General features: G+C 76.7%; 14 protein-coding genes and 1 pseudogene. 9 read left to right on the top strand and 6 right to left on the bottom strand.

The features are described from left to right. Nucleotides 1-58 precede the first annotated feature (58 nt). Nucleotides 59-1,387, bottom strand: coding sequence for an MFS transporter (locus FMM08_RS19080; RefSeq protein WP_187279867.1), 1,329 nt, complete (start codon nucleotides 1,385-1,387; stop codon nucleotides 59-61). 136 nt (nucleotides 1,388-1,523) lie between these two features. Here FMM08_RS19080 and FMM08_RS19075 point away from each other — a divergent pair, with 136 nt between their 5' ends. Next, on the top strand, nucleotides 1,524-2,384 hold the full coding sequence (locus tag FMM08_RS19075) for a class I SAM-dependent methyltransferase (RefSeq protein ID WP_222710963.1): 861 nt from the start codon (nucleotides 1,524-1,526) through the stop codon (nucleotides 2,382-2,384). A gap of 5 nt (nucleotides 2,385-2,389) precedes the next feature. Here FMM08_RS19075 and FMM08_RS19070 read toward each other — a convergent pair whose 3' ends face one another. Further along, the gene (locus tag FMM08_RS19070; RefSeq protein ID WP_147927980.1) at nucleotides 2,390-3,532 is read right to left on the bottom strand and encodes a hypothetical protein; all 1,143 of its coding nucleotides are present in this window, start codon (nucleotides 3,530-3,532) and stop codon (nucleotides 2,390-2,392) included. A 224-nt stretch (nucleotides 3,533-3,756) separates the two neighbouring features. Here FMM08_RS19070 and FMM08_RS19065 point away from each other — a divergent pair, with 224 nt between their 5' ends. Then, nucleotides 3,757-4,617: an alpha/beta fold hydrolase gene (locus tag FMM08_RS19065; protein ID WP_147927979.1), complete on the top strand. Its 861-nt coding sequence runs from the start codon at nucleotides 3,757-3,759 to the stop codon at nucleotides 4,615-4,617. A gap of 8 nt (nucleotides 4,618-4,625) precedes the next feature. Here FMM08_RS19065 and FMM08_RS19060 read toward each other — a convergent pair whose 3' ends face one another. After that, on the bottom strand, nucleotides 4,626-4,961 hold the full coding sequence (locus FMM08_RS19060) for an MmcQ/YjbR family DNA-binding protein (protein WP_147927978.1): 336 nt from the start codon (nucleotides 4,959-4,961) through the stop codon (nucleotides 4,626-4,628). Between the two features lie 134 nt (nucleotides 4,962-5,095). After that, nucleotides 5,096-5,785: a membrane protein YczE gene (gene yczE / locus FMM08_RS19055; protein ID WP_222710962.1), complete on the bottom strand. Its 690-nt coding sequence runs from the start codon at nucleotides 5,783-5,785 to the stop codon at nucleotides 5,096-5,098. Between the two features lie 61 nt (nucleotides 5,786-5,846). On the opposite strand from yczE, the gene FMM08_RS19050 reads away from it, so the two are divergent. The 3 genes from FMM08_RS19050 (at nucleotide 5,847) to FMM08_RS19040 (ending at nucleotide 9,351) form a co-directional block, all read left to right on the top strand. Continuing rightward, nucleotides 5,847-7,298, top strand: a complete 1,452-nt coding sequence (locus FMM08_RS19050; RefSeq protein ID WP_187279866.1) for an aminotransferase-like domain-containing protein — start codon at nucleotides 5,847-5,849, stop codon at nucleotides 7,296-7,298. Nucleotides 7,299-7,435: 137 nt separating this feature from the next. Continuing rightward, nucleotides 7,436-8,617, top strand: coding sequence for a benzoate/H(+) symporter BenE family transporter (locus FMM08_RS19045; protein ID WP_222710961.1), 1,182 nt, complete (start codon nucleotides 7,436-7,438; stop codon nucleotides 8,615-8,617). Further along, complete coding sequence (locus tag FMM08_RS19040) at nucleotides 8,614-9,351, top strand: YoaK family protein (protein ID WP_255472610.1); 738 nt, start codon at nucleotides 8,614-8,616, stop codon at nucleotides 9,349-9,351. The genes FMM08_RS19045 and FMM08_RS19040 overlap by 4 nt, the downstream gene beginning before the upstream one ends. A gap of 3 nt (nucleotides 9,352-9,354) precedes the next feature. On the opposite strand, the gene FMM08_RS19035 is transcribed toward FMM08_RS19040, so the two are convergent. Next, on the bottom strand, nucleotides 9,355-9,933 hold the full coding sequence (locus tag FMM08_RS19035; RefSeq protein ID WP_147927975.1) for a helix-turn-helix domain-containing protein: 579 nt from the start codon (nucleotides 9,931-9,933) through the stop codon (nucleotides 9,355-9,357). A 692-nt stretch (nucleotides 9,934-10,625) separates the two neighbouring features. Beyond that, a pseudogene (locus FMM08_RS24170) lies at nucleotides 10,626-10,967 on the bottom strand (GAF domain-containing protein); the annotation flags it as partial. A 317-nt stretch (nucleotides 10,968-11,284) separates the two neighbouring features. Between FMM08_RS24170 and FMM08_RS19025 the strand changes: the two are divergent. The 4 genes from FMM08_RS19025 to FMM08_RS19010 are packed head-to-tail and all read left to right on the top strand — an operon-like array spanning nucleotide 11,285 to nucleotide 15,304. Further along, entirely contained in the window at nucleotides 11,285-12,088 is an 804-nt protein-coding gene (locus FMM08_RS19025) for an N-acyl homoserine lactonase family protein (protein WP_147928053.1), read from the top strand. Then, nucleotides 12,088-12,564: an FmdB family zinc ribbon protein gene (locus FMM08_RS19020; RefSeq protein WP_147927974.1), complete on the top strand. Its 477-nt coding sequence runs from the start codon at nucleotides 12,088-12,090 to the stop codon at nucleotides 12,562-12,564. The genes FMM08_RS19025 and FMM08_RS19020 overlap by 1 nt, the downstream gene beginning before the upstream one ends. Next, complete coding sequence (locus FMM08_RS19015; RefSeq protein WP_147927973.1) at nucleotides 12,561-13,745, top strand: alcohol dehydrogenase catalytic domain-containing protein; 1,185 nt, start codon at nucleotides 12,561-12,563, stop codon at nucleotides 13,743-13,745. Before FMM08_RS19020 ends, FMM08_RS19015 begins: the two co-directional genes overlap by 4 nt. Further along, complete coding sequence (locus FMM08_RS19010; protein ID WP_147927972.1) at nucleotides 13,742-15,304, top strand: NAD-dependent succinate-semialdehyde dehydrogenase; 1,563 nt, start codon at nucleotides 13,742-13,744, stop codon at nucleotides 15,302-15,304. The genes FMM08_RS19015 and FMM08_RS19010 overlap by 4 nt, the downstream gene beginning before the upstream one ends. The last annotated feature ends 37 nt before the right edge of the window (nucleotides 15,305-15,341 follow it).

The following is a 15,341-nucleotide window of genomic DNA, read 5'->3' as shown; positions in this document are numbered from 1 at the left end:
CGGCAGCGCGCGGCGACAACCTGCATCGGCCGTGCGCGACCGACCTTGACCGAACGCTTCACAGGTGCTTCATCAAACGTCCCCGATCGAGTGAAACGACGCGGTGCGCCCACGTGGCGAGCCCGGTGAGCAGCCCCGCGACGACGACGAGCACCACCGCGCCCGTCCCCGCCCCAGCCCCGTCCACGACCCGCCCGACCACCGCAGCCCCCACGGCGCTCCCCGCGGCGCTGGCCGACCCGGTCCACGCCAGCGCCTCCGTGAGCACGCCGCGGGGCACCTCCCGCTCCAGCACCACACCCACCTGCACGACCACCACCGGGACGACGACGCTGGCCAGCACCAGCCCGCCCACCAGCAGCGCCACGGAGGTCCCCGTCGCGCCACCGCGCACGTCGATGGCGCCGGCGGCTGCGACGAGGCCGCACCCCAGGGCGAGGAAGCCCCCCGCGCCGGCCACCTGGGCCAGGGGCGCCGTCCGCCACGTGCGCAGCCCGAACGCCCACGCACCCGCCAGCCCCGCGAAGCTGGAGGCGGCGACGAGCGGCGCCGCGGCTGCCGGACCGCCCAGCTGCTCTCCCCACGCGGCCGTGACGAGCGGCACCCCGCCGAAGTGGACGCCGAGCAGCCCGCTCGCGCCGACGAGGAGCAGCGGCACCGGCCGCCTCAGGGCCCGTCGTCCCGGTGCTGCCGCGGGCGTCGGCGCAGCCGGGCGCTCCTCGACCGCTCGTCGTCGTCCTGCTCCTCTCCCGGGTGGGGCGGTGCGGCGCTGCAGCGACAGCGCGAGACCTCCGCCCACCACCAGCACCAGTGCTCCAGCGCTGCCCGCCCACGGCCGACCGGCGGCAGCGAGCGCGCTCACGAGCACCGGACCGGCGAGGAACGCCAGCGCGTTCGCCAGCGACTCCAGCGCGAACGCCCGAGGCAGGGCGTCGCGGTGGTCGCGGAGCAGCAGCGCCCAGCGCACGGATGACATGGCCCCGAGCTGCGGCGCGCTCGCGCCCGCGAGCGCCGCCGCAGCCACCACCGCTGCGCCCGGCGCTGCTCCGGTCACCAGGGTGACGAGGACGAGGACGGCGACCGCGTGCACGCCGAGCGCCGCCGGGAGCACCGCCGTCTGGCCCCACCGGTCCACGGCGCGGGCGACCTGCGGGCCGGCCACGGCCTCGGCCACCGCGAACGCCGCGACGGCCGCTCCCGCGGCGCCGAAGGACCCGCTCGCGCCGTGGACGAGCCACACCAGGCCCAGGCCGGTGGCGGCGACCCCGGTCCGGCCCGTGCTGGCGGCGGCGAAGAAGGCAGCGGCTCCCCGGAGTGCGAGCAGCTGGCGGTAGGTCTGCGGTGCTGTCAGCGGGCGCTGCGGCGCGCCCGTCGTCCCCGTGGGCACGAGGGTCCTCTCGCGGCCGGACCGCGGAGCACTGCTCACGCGGACGGACGTCTCGGTGCGGCCGGGCAGCTGCCTCGACGGGCCCCATGCTGCCACCGCTGGACGTCAGAGGAGCCGGCGACGCAGGGGGGAGGCCGTGAGCGAGCGCGACGACGTCCACGAGGCCGGCGCTGTCCAGGCCCTGCCGACCGACCTGCGCCTGCACCGGCGGACGACGTTCGACGACGACGCCGAGCGCTACGCGCGCACCCGCCCGACCTACCCTCCCGCGCTGTTCGACGTCCTCGCCGGGGCCGCCGGTCTGCGCGCGGGCTCGCGGGTGCTCGAGGTCGCCCCGGGCACCGGGCAGGCGACGGTGTCGATGGCCGAGCGCGGGTGGCGGGTCACCGCGGTGGAGCTGGGCGCGCACATGGCAGCGCTGGCCCGCCGGACGGTGGCCGAGGTGCCCTCAGCGGACGTGGAGGTGGTCGTGTCGCCCTTCGAGGACTGGCCGTTGCCGGCGGAGCCGTTCGACGCGGTGGTCTGCGCCACCGCGTGGCACTGGCTCGACCCGGCGCTCCGCGCGCGCAAGGCAGCCGCTGCGCTGCGGCCCGGCGGTGTGCTCGGGGTGGTGTGGTCCTCCCACGTCGCGGGCGGGTCGCAGGAGTTCTTCGACGCCGCGTCCAGCTGCTGGGAGCGGTTCGGGCAGCGTGACAGCGGCGGCGGCACCCGCTCCACGCTCACGCCGGAGGCGGAGGCCGACCCGTCCACGGCGGAGTTCGAGCGCAGCGACGCCTTCGCCGAGGTCTCCCACCAGGGGTTCCCGCTCGAGGTCGAGTACACGACGGCGCAGTACCTCGACCTCATCAGCACGTACTCGCAGGTGGCCGTGCTGGCGCCGGAGGCGCGGGAGGGCCTGCTCGACGGGCTGCGGCTGCTGGCCGACGGCCGGTTCGGCGGCCGCGTCACGCACCGCTACCTCTTCCAGCTGGTGCTCGCCCGCACCCGTGCCGGCTGACCGGCTCAGGCGCCCCGGGGCCGCCGTGCGTCGAGCGCCTCCAGCTGCGCGACGACGTCGCCCGGGTCGAGGCCGTCGGTGTCGACGACGACGTCGCCCGCCCCCGCCTGCTCCAGCTGCGCCTGGCGCTCCAGCGCCGCCGCGACAGCGCGGCGCTGGGCGGCCTCGTCCAACCCGCGCAGCGCGTCACCGGCGAGGTTCGCCCCCTCCCCGCGGGCGCGGGCGGCGACCCGCTCGCGCAGCGCCTCCTCTCCGGCCCTCAGGCGAGCGACCCGCAGCGGCGCACCCGCCAGGGCGTCGCGGAACGCCTCGACGTCATCGGCGGTGCTCACGTCCGCTCGCACGACGAGCGCCTCGGCGCCCGCCGCGCGGTAGGTCCGCCACAGGCGCCCGACCAGGTCTGCGGTGCCCCGGGCGTCGAGGCTCACGGTGTCGGGGGCTGCGGTGAAGGACAGCTGCCGCCCGTCGAGGTAGGCGCAGGTCTCGCCGCGCTGCCACGACCGCACCGCCAGGCCGAAGCCCGCGGTCGACGTCCCCACCCCGGGCGCTCCGCACAGCAGCAGCGCCCGCCCCCCTCCACGGGCGTCGGCCCCACCGTCGTCGTCCTGCTCCACCGGCGCGGCTGGACCGTCCGCCAGCTGCGGCGGCTGGCCGTCGAGGAGGTCCACCACGCGCCGCGCCACCTCCTCCACCGGTACCGCCGTGGTGTCGACGGCCGGGAGGTCGCTCGCGTCCCAGCGGCGGGCGTCGGCGAGGGCACGCCCGAGGTCGTCGCCGCCGTACCGCTGCTCGAGCCGCGAGCGCAGCGCCCCCTCCTCGGCGCGGAGGCGGCAGAACAGCACCGGCACCTCGCCGAGGGCCTCGCGGACCAGCGCGTCCGCGCCGTCGTCGAGGACGCCGGAGACCACGACGAGGCCGGCTCCAGCATCGAGGTGGTGCCGTGCCACCACGGCTGTGGCCCGCGCCTTCAGGGAGGCGCGCGCGTCGTCGTCCTCGGGTGCGGGGTAGCACATGCCGAGCTGGTCGACGTCGACGAACGCCCGCGGCCTCCCGGCGAGCGCCGAGGAGAACAGCTCCCACGCCGTCACCGACCCGCCCGCGCAGGGAGGTCCGGTCAGCCACCACACGGCGGGCGTCTCGTCGGTCACGGCGGGCACCGTAGGGACCGGCGCGCTGCGCCGTCCACGGACCTCCGGAGGGGGGCGGCGAGACGTCATCGTCGTCGTCCCGCCACGACGAACGTACCGCGACGAAGGGGCCTCGCCGCAAGACCCCCGTGCGGGAGCAGGACTCGTCACCGCCCTCCCCCTCCCTGGCGATCACGGGCCTCAGCGCCACCACGCGGGCTCCTGCGAGCGGCTACCGTCCGCTCGTGGTGATCTCGCGGCGGCGCGTGCTGGGGCTGCTCGCCGGCGGAGCGGTGGTCACCGCTGCGGGGGCCGGGGTCGCGTGGCACGAGCTGCGCCCGGACCCCGGCCCCGGGCCCGACGCCCCGCCGGCCACGAGCCCCGGATCGCTGGCCAGCGGGACGTTCGGCTCTCGCGCCTGCGGCCGCGAGGTGGCGTGGCAGCTGGCGCTGCCGCCGGGGACCACCGAGGGCGCCTCGCTGCCCGTGGCGCTGGTGCTCCACGGGCGTGGTGGTGACGCCACGGACGCGTTCGGGAAGCTGCACCTCGACGGGTTCCTCGCCGAGGTGGTCGCCGCCGGCGCACCTCCGTTCGCGCTGGCGTCGGTGGACGGTGGCGACCGCAGCTACTGGCACCGGCGCGTCAGCGGCGAGGACCCGCAGACGATGCTCCTCGAGGAGTACCTGCCGCTGCTCGCGGAGCGCGGTCTGCGCACCGACCGCTTCGGGGCGTTCGGCTGGTCGATGGGCGGGTACGGCGCACTGCTGCTCGCGCAGACCACCGGGCCGGAGCGCGTGGCAGCGGTGGCGGCGAGCAGCCCGGCGCTGTGGAGCCGCGCTCGCGACACCGCCGACGGCGCCTTCGACGACGCCGCGGACTTCACCGCCCACGACGTCGTCGGTCACGCCGCGCGCCTGGCGGGGGTGCCGGTGCGCCTGGCGTGCGGCGGCGACGACCCGTTCGCCCCCGCCACCCACGCCTTCGCGCCGAGGGTGCCTGACCTGACCGGCACCGACTTCGGGCCCGGCGCCCACACCCGCGGCTACTGGCGCGCGACCGCTGCCGGCCAGCTGCACTTCCTCGGCAGCGCGCTCGCCGCCGTCTGACGAGAGGCTCAGCAGCTCTGCTCGCGCAGGCGCGGAGGCGCCTGCACCTCCCAGGCCTCGCGGAGCACCTCCGCCAGCTCGTCCACCTCCAGCTCGGCCAGCCGCGCCAGCACGTACGGGTGCGCGGCGTAGTGGGGCGTCCGGAAGAACGCCACCGGGTCGGCGGCGGCGAGCTCCTCGGCGTCCTCGACGCTGGGGCGCCGCAGCACCAGGACGCCGGGCTGGTCGTGCAGGCGGGCGAACAGCTTGTCGTGCACCCGGAAGCCGGGCGTGCCCCAGGAGGGCTTCTCCACCGTGTCGGGGAGCGCGAGCGCGAGGCGCCGGACGTCGTCGTCATCAGCCACGGGGAGCAGGGTGCTCCACGGCAGCGCTCTGCGACAGGGCCTCACCCGAACCGCAGCCGGGCGCCCGGCTGCGGTTCCCCAGGGGGTGCAGACAGCAACGGGGCGCTCGGCTGCGAACAGGCCGCGAGGAGGTCTCAGTGGGCGGCAGCGGCGGCCGGAGCCGCGGTGCCGGCGCGCTCCGCGGGGGTGCGCAGGCGGAACGCCGGGATGGTGCGGTGCACCATCGGGCCGATGGCCAGGGCGTACACGAGCGTGCCCCACCCGACCGTGCCGCCCAGGGCGAAGCCGATCCCCAGCACCAGCAGCTCCACCCCCGTGCGCGCCACCCGCAGCGGCAGGCCCTTGGCCGCCAGGCCGATGCTGAGGCCGTCGCGGGGGCCCGGGCCGAGACCGGCCCCGACGTAGACGCCCGTGGCGAGGGCGTTGAGGACGACGCCGGCGAGCAGCAGCGCCCAGGCCGCCGCGGCACCGTCGCCCGCGCCGGCCGGGACCAGGGCGAGCGTCGCGTTGATGGACAGGCCGACGAGGACGACGTTGGCGAGCGTGCCGACCCCGGGGCGCTGCCGCAGCGGGATCCAGCACGCCAGGACGACGACGCCGGTGAGGATCGACCACGTGCCGACCTCGCCGCCGAACGTCCGCGACAGGCCCTGGTCGAGCACGCTCCACGGCATGACGCCCAGGTCGGAGCGCAGCATGAGGGCGATGCTCGCGCCGTAGGCGACCAGACCCGCCACCAGGACGAGCGCTCGCAGCGGCCGGCGGTCGGGGACGACGGGGAGCAGCACCCGGGACACCAGGCGGGAGGGCGAGGTCTTCGACACGTCAGCCACTGTCTGCCACTTGGCCCTTCTGCAACAGGGCCAAGTCCGCCACGATGGACGGGTGGACCCCGGCCGTCTCTCCTCTCTGCTCGCGCCCTGGCTCGGCGCGGGCGCCGCTTACACCGCCGTCGCCGACGGCGTGCGCGGGCTCGCGCTCGACGGCCGCCTGCCCGTGGGCGCCCGTGTGCCCAGCGAGCGCGCGCTGGCCGCAGCGCTCGGCGTGAGCCGGACCACGGTGAGCGCGGCGTACGACGTCCTGCGCTCCGAGGGGTACCTGCGCAGCGCCCACGGAGCGGGCAGCCGCGTGGCGCTGCCGAGCAGCGGCAGCCCGGTGGAGCGGCCCGACGTCGACCCCGGCGGCGAGCGAGAGCCGGAGGGCGTCCTCGACCTGACCATGGCCGCGCTCCCGGCGCCGGCAGCGGTGCTCGACGCCGTGACCGCCGCGAGCGCCGACCTGCCGCTGCAGCTGGCGCACCACGGCATGCACGCCTTCGGGCTGCCGGTGCTGCGCGACGCGGTGGCGCGGCACCTCAGCGCCCGGGGGCTGGCGACCACGCCGGAGCAGGTGCTCGTCACCAGCGGGGCGCTGCAGGGCTGGAACCTGCTGCTGCGGGCGCTGTCGCGCCCGGGCCAGCGGGCGCTGGTGGAGCAGCCGACGTACCCCGCCGTCGTCGACGCGGTGCGCGCCCACCACGTGCGCCCGGTGGCGCTGCCGCTCGGTGAGGCCGGGTGGGAGCTGCCGGCCTCCCCGGCCGGACGGCGGTCGATGGCGCAGGCTGTGCTGGCGCACGTCACCCCGGACGCGCAGAACCCCACGGGCCTGGTGCAGGACGACGACCAGCGCGTCGAGCTGCTGTCGGCGCTGTCGGGCGGACCGGGCGGCAACCCGGTCGTCGCCGTCGACGAGACCTTCGCCGACCTCGTGGCTCCGGAGGAGGCGCAGACGCCGCTGGCGGCGCTCGCCGAGGCGCGTCGCGGCGACGAGGTGGTGACGCTGGGCTCGGTGGGCAAGAGCTTCTGGGCCGGGCTGCGCGTGGGCTGGGTGCGGGCGTCTCCGGAGCTGGTGTCGCGTCTCGCCCAGGTGAGAGCGGGGCTGGACATCACCTCCCCCGTGCTCGACCAGCTGGTGACCGTGCACCTGCTGGCGCGGGCGCCGGAGCTCCTCGCCGAGCGGCGCACGCTGCTGTCAGAGCGCCGGGCCGGGATGCTCGCGGCGCTCGCCGCCGGTGTGCCCGACTGGACCGTGCGCCCGGCGCAGGCCGGGCTGGTGCTCTGGGTGGGGCTGCCCACGCCGAGCGCGACGCAGCTGGTGTCCCACGCGCTCGACCTCGGCGTGCGCCTGGTGCCCGGGCCGCGGTTCACGGTGGACGGCACGGGCGACCGGTGGCTGCGGCTGCCGCTGACGGTCGCTCCCGAGGACGCCCCCGCGCTCGTGTCGGTGCTGCGCGAGGCGCGGGCGCGCGCGGTGGCGAGCGCCCCGACGTCGCGCACCCCGGCGCGGTGGACCGCATGAGCACCCCGCCCCCGTCGTCGTCCCCCTCCTCCTCGCACTTGCCGAGGAGAGTGCGCCAAGAGGGGGCTCCCGACGCGCACTTGCCGCGGAAAGTGCGGGAAAGGGAAGGCGGGCCGCGGGAGGGGATCGGACGCCAGGTGGCGGCCGGCGTCGTGGGCGCCGTCACCGGGTACGCCAGCTCCTTCACGGTCGTCCTGACCGGCCTGGCGGCCGTCGGCGCCACCCCGGCGCAGGCCGCCTCCGGCCTGGTCGTGATGTGCGCGCTGCAGGGCGTGCTCGCCATCGCCCTCTCCTGGCGCACCCGGATCCCGGTCTCCTTCGCCTGGTCGACACCGGGCGCCGCCGTCCTCGTGGCGGCCGGTGCGGGCGGCGTGACGTTCCCCGAGGCTGTCGGCGCGTTCCTCCTGTGCGGCGCGCTCGTGGTGCTCACCGGGGCCTGGCCCGCGCTGTCGCGGCTGGTCACCCGGGTCCCCGCTCCCCTGTCGGGGGCGCTGCTGGCGGGGGTGCTCCTCCCCCTCTGCCTGGCGCCGGTGACGGCCGTGGCCCGCGAGCCGCTGGCCGGGGGTGCCGTCGTCGTCGTGTGGCTGGTGCTCCGGCGCCTGGCCGCGGCGTGGGCGGTGCCGGCGGCGCTCGTCGTCGCCCTGGTGCTGACGCTGACGATCGACGGCGGAGCTGGGGCCGCCACCTCGGGGACCTCCGGCCTCGGCTGGGCGCCCGTGCTCACCTGGACCACGCCGCAGCTCGACCCGCTGGTGCTGCTGAGCATCGGCGTGCCGCTGTACCTCGTGACCATGGCCAGCCAGAACGTCCCCGGCCTGGCGGTGCTGCGCGGCGCCGGCTACCCCGACCCGCCCGCCCGCGCGGCTCTCGTCGGCTCCGGCGGCGGGACGCTGGTCGGGGCGCCCTTCGGCGTGCACGCCCTCAACCTCGCCGCCCTGTCCGCGGCGATCATGGCCGGCCCGGACGTCCACCCCGACCCCCGCCGCCGCTGGCCGGCGGCCGTCACCGGCGGGGTGGCGTACCTCGGGCTGGCGGCGCTGTCGACGGCGGCCGCGGCTCTGGTCTCCTCGGCGCCGCCCCTGCTCGTGCAGGCCGTGGCGGGGCTCGCGCTGCTGGGGGCGTTCCTCGGGGGCCTGGCGTCGGCGGTGCAGGAGGGGCAGCCCGCCGAGCACCGCACCGCCGCGCTCCTGGCCTTCCTCGTGGTGGCCAGCGGCGTCAGCGTGGCGGGCATCGGCAGCGCCGTCTGGGGCCTGCTCGCAGGCGCCCTCTGCTACGCATGGCTCCGCCCCCGCACCGCCCCCGAGGGAGGACGACGATGACGAGCAGGCCCGCGGCGCCGGACGCGCCACCGCAGCCGGCGGCGCAGCGCCGGTCGCTGGAGGCGACCTCGGCCCTGGTGCCCATGCTCGTGCTGACCTTCGGCACCGGGGTGCTCGACGCCGCCACCTACCTCGGTCTGCACGGGGTCTTCACCGCCAACATGACCGGCAACGTCATCTTCATCGGCCTCGGGCTCGCCGGCTTCGAGACGCAGGTGCTGCTGCGCGCCGGGCTGGCCCTCGCCGGCTTCATGGCCGGCGCGGTGGTGGTCGGCCGCGCGGCTCGCGGACGCACCGTCCACCAGCACGCCGACGTGTTCTCGTCCTGGACGCTGGTGGTGGTGTCGCTGGTCATCACCGCGATGGCGGTGCTCCTGTCCGCGGGAGACCTGTCCGCCCGTGGGCTCGACGCCGTGACAGCGGTCATCTCGGCGGCGATGGGCGCCCAGGCCGTGGCCGCGCGGAGGGTCGGCGTGCCCGACGTCCCGACGGTCGTGGTGACGTCGGCGATCGTCGGCCTGTCCGCCGACCACCGCTGGAGCGGCCGCACCCACGACCGCGCCGTCCTGCTGCGGCGAGCCGGTGCCGTCGCCTCGATGCTCGTGGGGGCGATGGTCGGGGCGCTGCTGCTGCGGATGCACATCGGCGCCGGCGTGGGCACGTCAGCGCTGCTCCTCCTGGTGGTGGGGCTGCACGGCCTCGTCGCCGCCCGCCGGGCCCGCGCCGCCGGCTGACCCTCAGCCGTCGCGGCGCAGCGCCCGCAGACGCAGCGCGGCCTGCACGTCGAGGCTGCGAGGAGGCGCGTCCCACCCCGCCCCCAGCAGGGCGTCGAGCCGGTCGACGCGCTGCCGCACCGTGTTGACGTGCACGTACAGGCGCGCGGCCGCGGCGCTGCGCGAGCCCTCCTCCAGCACGGCCACCGCGGTCTGCTCCAGGTGCGTGCCGTGCTCGGCGTCGTAGGCGAGGACCGGGCCCAGCAGGCGCTCGACCATCGCGTCGACCACCCCCTCGTCGGCGCCGCCCAGCAGCAGCCCGGCGACGCCCAGGCGCGCCCGGTCGGCGTGGCCGGTGCGCCAGCCGAGCACCTGGGCCGCCCGCGCCACCTGCGCGGCCTCGGCGTGGGCGCGCCCGAGCGGACCGGCGCCGCGCCCGTCCGCGTCGGCGCACCCGACCACGGCCCGCACCCCCACCTCGCCGAGCGCGGCCTCCACCGCCCCGCCCAGCTCGTCGGCGGCCGCGGCGCCGCCCGTGCACACCACGCAGACGTGCCCGGCGTGCACGGCCACCAGGCCCCGGCCGCCCAGCAGCGGCCGCACGGCGGCGACGCTCCGCTGGCGGTCCGACGCCGGCACCAGCGCCACCAGCGACGAGGCCGGGGCCCTGAGGTCGAGCCCCTGGGCCAGCGCCCGCGCCTCGAGCACCTCGCGGCGCGCCCGCGGTCGTCGTCGCTGGAGCCGCCGCGGTCACCGCGCTCGTCCAGGAGGTCGTCCAGCAGCGCCGACGGCGACCTGTCGGCCGCCTCGGCGAGCTCGTGCTCCACCTGCAGCGCCAGGGCCACCGCGAGCGCCCCGCGGTCGAGCGCGGCGCGGGCGCGCTCGCCGGTCGCCGGGCTCACCAGCTCGCCCTGGTGGCTGGTGGTGCGGCTGGGGACGACGACGAGCGCCCGCGTGCCCCCGTCGTCGTCCTCGGTCCCCGCGGTGCCGCTGCGGGCGCTGCAGCGCGGGCGCCCGTCGGCGTCGACCAGCCGGACCGGGGCGTCCAGCGCGTCGGCCAGCTCCTCGACCACGGCGCGGCAGCCACCCCCGCCGCCGAGGGCGGCGAGCAGGCGCGCGTCGAGGGCCAGCAGAGCCGCGGCGTCGGCGACGTCGCGGGTGCTGCGGGCGGCGGCGGCGCGCGCGGCGACCTCCGCGGAGCGCAGCGCGGCGATCTCCGTGGCGCGGCGGGTCTGCTCCAGCGCGACGGCGGCCTGCAGCGCCAGCAGCCGCAGCGCGTCGAGGCCGGCGGGCGGCATGGCCACGGGCGCGCGGTGGGCCACGAGGAGCGCACCGACCACGTGGCCGTCCACGCGCAGCGGCTCGCCGCTGATGGCGCGCACGCCCTCACCGGCGACCACCTCGTCGATGTGGCCGAGGTGGTTGAGGTCGGCGTCGGCGAGGTAGTCGTCGGTGTGCACGGAGGTCCCGCCGGCCGCGACGGAGCCGAGGATGCCGGTGCCCAGCGGCATCCGGATCTCGGCGTAGGCGCGGGTCCGCACGCCGTCGGTGACGTGGATCCAGGTCTCGCCGGCGTCGAGGTCGTTGAGGGACAGGTAGGCCATGTCGGCGCCGAGCAGGGCGCGGGTCCGCCGCACGAGGGCCCGCAGGATCACCGTGCGGTCGCGCACGCTGGCGAGGTCGGTGGCGGAGTCGTGGACGGCGCGCAGCAGGGCCGCCGGTGTCGGCGCGGCGAAGGAGCCGAGCGCCGCCGTCGCCGTCGTCGTCGTCCCCGCGCCCTCGAGGGTGGTCACGGACAGGTGTCTACCGCCCACACCCGAGGGTCGCCAGTGTGTGCGCCGGCTCCATGGTCACCGCAGCCGCGTCCGTCGCAGGGTGGTCGTGCGCCGCACCTCCGGCGGCGCCCGCGATGACGCGAGACGAGGGGTCCGACGTGACTGGTGCCGCTCCCGAGATGAAGCTCCACGTGCTGTCCACCGGCGTGATGGAGACCGACCTGACCTGGCTGCTGCTCAAGGGCGGTCGCACCATCCGCGACCGCCACCACAAGGACGACCCGGTGGTCTGGGGGGACTGCCCCACCCACGCGGTGCTCATCGAGCACCCCGAGGGCCGGGTGCTGTGGGACACGGGCGTGCCGCGCGACTGGGAGGAGCGCTGGGCGCCCACCGGCTTCCACGACTTCTTCCCCGTCAAGGAGCCGGTCGACGGCCCCGGCTACCTCGACTCCTCGCTGGCCTCGCTGGAGCTGACCCCGGACGACGTCGACATCCTCGTGCTGAGCCACCTGCACTTCGACCACGCCGCCAACGCCCGCGACTTCGCGGGCGGGAAGACGCGCATCATCGCCAACGACAAGGAGGTCGAGGGCGCCTCGCAGATCCAGGGGTACAGCGCGGGGGCGCACATCGTCAGCGACTACCAGGGCCTGCCCATCGAGACGGTCAGCGGCGACGTGGAGATCCTCCCGGGCATCTCGGTGATCGAGACCCCCGGGCACACGTGGGGGACCATGTCGCTGAAGGTGGACCTCCCGCAGGAGGGCACCAAGATCTTCACCTCCGACGCGGTGTACCTGCGCGACTCCTGGGGTCCGCCGGCCGTGGGCGCCGCCATCGTCTGGAACAACCTGGCGTGGCTGGAGAGCGTGGAGAAGCTGCGGAAGATCGCCGAGGAGACCGGCGCTGAGGTCATCTTCGGGCACGACGGCGAGCAGGCCGCCCAGCTGCGCTACGCCCCCGACGGGGTGTACCGCTGATGGTCCTTCACGACTTCACCTGCGAGCAGGGGCACCGGTTCGAGGCGGGCGTGGCGTCCATGACCTCGCCGGACCCGGCGTGCCCGGCGTGCGGCTCCGCGACCCGTCGCCGCCCGTCGCGCCTCAACATCGGCGGGCGGGCCTCGACGGGCGTGCCGCGCGAGCGGATGCCGCGCAGCTGGGAGGGCGTCGGCCGGGGTGACCGGGAGACGATCAAGCACTGGCGCCAGGTCGCCCAGCACCGGGAGGAGCTCGAGGAGAGGCACCCCGAGCTCGCCGGTGACCGCCGCCCGGTGCTCGCGCACGAGGGCTTCTTCGCGGGCCGGCCGCTGCGCGCCGGGGACGACGTCGCCGTCTCGTTGGCTGCGGCGAAGGCCGCGAAGGCCGCCGCCGCTGGGGAGTCCCCGTCGGCCTCACCACGGGCGGCGAGCACGGGAGCGGCCCGGAGCACCGGCTCGGGCGGAGCGGCGTCGTGAGGGCGCGCGGCGCCGTCCTGGTGGAGATCGGCCGGGAGCGGCCGTACGCGAGCAGCCGGCCGATCGAGGTGGTCGACGTGGAGCTCGACCCGCCCGGGCCCGGTGAGCTGCTGGTGCGCATGGAGGCGGCGGGCGTCTGCCACTCCGACCTGTCCGTGGTGGACGGCAACCGGGTGCGCCCCGTGCCGATGCTGCTCGGCCACGAGGCCGCCGGCCGCGTGGAGCAGGTGGGCGAGGGCGTCGAGGACGTCGCCGTCGGGCAGCGCGTGGTCATGGCGTTCCTGCCCCGCTGCGGGGAGTGCGCCGGCTGCCGCACCGAGGGGCGGCTGCCCTGCACGCCCGGCTCGGCCGCGAACAACGCCGGTGAGCTGCTCGGCGGCGGACGGCGCCTGCACGCCGTCGACGGTGTCGGGACCGTCGGGGCCGGAGGCGAGCTGCACCACCACCTGGGCGTCAGCGGGTTCGCGACGCACGCCGTCGTCGACCGCCGCTCCGTGGTCCCCGTCGACGACGACGTGCCGCCCGAGGTGGCGGCCGTCCTCGGCTGCGCGGTGCTGACCGGCGGCGGGGCCGTGCTCAACGCCGGCAGGCCGCAGCAGGGCGACACCGTGGTGGTGGTCGGCCTGGGCGGCGTGGGCATGGCCGCCCTCATCACCGCGGTGTCACTGCGCCTGGGTGACGTCATCGGTGTCGACGCGGTGCCGGAGAAGCTGGCCCGCGCCCGCGAGCTGGGCGCCTCGGCGGTGTTCACCCCCGCCGAGGCGCTCTCATCAGGCCTCAAGGCGCCCGTGGTGGTGGAGGCCGCGGGCAGCGCCAGGGCCTTCGAGACGGCGGTGGCGCTCACCGGCGTCGGCGGCACCACCGTCACCGTGGGGCTGCCCGCGCCGACCGCCGAGGCCACCATCAAGCCCCTCGGCATCACCGCGGAGGCCCGCACCATCGTCGGCAGCTACCTGGGGTCGGCGGTGCCCGCGCGCCACATCCCCACCTACGCGCAGATGTGGCGCGAGGGCCGGCTGCCCGTCGACGCGCTGATCTCCTCGCGGACCACGCTGGACGGCGTCAACGAGGCGATGGACGCGCTCGCCGAGGGTCGCGCCGTGCGCCAGGTGCTGCTGTTCGACCGCGAGGAGGCCCCCGACAGCGGGGCGGGCGCGGCGGGAGGAGGATCGCAGGCATGACCACCGACACCTCGACGAACCGGTCGCCGGAGCAGGCGGCGCGCGAGGAGGCGCTCGTCGCGAGCGTCCCCACCGACCTCCTCATCGCCGGCCACTGGGTGCCCGCCTCCACCGGAGCGCGCTTCGACGTGGAGGACCCGGCCACCGGCGCCGTGCTCACCACGGTCGCCGACGCGTCGGTGGAGGACGGCGCCGCCGCGCTCGACGCCGCCGTGGCCGCGCAGGCCTCCTGGGGCCGCACCGCGCCGCGCGAGCGTGCGGAGCTGCTGCGCCGGGCCTTCGACGCCGTGATCGCCCGCGCCGACGACCTCGCGCTGCTCATGACCCTGGAGATGGGCAAGTCCGTGGCCGAGGCCCGCGGCGAGGTCGCCTACGGCGCGGAGTTCCTCCGCTGGTCCGGCGAGCAGGCGGCGCACGTCGCGGGCCGCTACCTGCCCGCGCCCGACGGCAAGCAGCGCCTGCTCGTGGTGAAGAAGCCCGTGGGCCCGTGCCTGTTCATCACGCCGTGGAACTTCCCGCTGGCCATGGCCACGCGCAAGATCGCGCCGGCGCTGGCGGCGGGCTGCACCGTCGTGCTCAAGCCCGCCGCCGAGACGCCGCTGACGGCGCTGCTGTTCGCGCAGATCCTCCTCGACGCGGGCCTGCCGGACGGCGTGGTCAACGTCATCCCCTGCACCGCGGCCGGTGACGTCACCGGGCCCCTCATCGCCGACCCGCGCCTGCGCAAGCTGTCCTTCACCGGCTCCACCCCGGTGGGCAAGACGCTGCTCAAGCAGGCCTCCGAGCAGGTGCTGCGGACGTCGATGGAGCTGGGCGGCAACGCCCCGTTCCTCGTCTTCGAGGACGCCGACCTCGACGCCGCCGTGGAGGGCGCGCTCCTGGCGAAGATGCGCAACGGCGGGGAGGCCTGCACCTCCGCCAACAGGTTCTACGTGCACTCCTCGGTGGCCGCCGCCTTCTCGGAGAAGCTGGCGGCGCGCATCGGCGCGATGAAGGTGGCGCGCGGCACCGAGGACGGCGCGCAGGTGGGCCCGATCATCAACGAGAAGGGGCGCACCAAGATCACCGACCTCGTCGAGGACGCCGTCTCCCGCGGCGCCCGCGTGCTCACCGGCGGTGGCCCCGTGGACGGTCCGGGCTACTTCTTCTCCCCCACCGTGCTGGCCGACGTGCCCCTGGGCTCACGGCTGCTCAAGGAGGAGATCTTCGGCCCGGTCGCCCCCGTGACGACGTTCGACACCGAGGACGAGGCCGTGGCGCTCGCCAACGACACCGAGTTCGGCCTCATCGCCTACGCGTACACGGCTTCCACGGCGCGTGCACTGCGGCTGACCGAGCGGCTGGAGACGGGGATGCTCGGCATCAACGCCGGCGTCATCTCCAACCCGGCGGCGCCGTTCGGCGGGGTGAAGCAGTCGGGTCTGGGCCGCGAGGGCGGCGAGGAGGGCATCGAGGAGTACCTCGAGACGCTCTACGCCGGCATCGCCGACCCCTGGGCCTGCCCCCCCCAGCCGGCGTGTGACGCCGGACGTGCAGAAGTCCGCCGAGACCCCGCCTGACGGGTTCGCGGCGGACTTCTGCACGTCGGTGGTCACA

It is taken from the genome of Quadrisphaera setariae, assembly GCF_008041935.1.
In the GTDB taxonomy this organism is placed as follows: Bacteria; Actinomycetota; Actinomycetes; order Actinomycetales; family Quadrisphaeraceae; genus Quadrisphaera; species Quadrisphaera setariae.
This window is presented reverse-complemented; position numbering and strand designations above follow the sequence as displayed.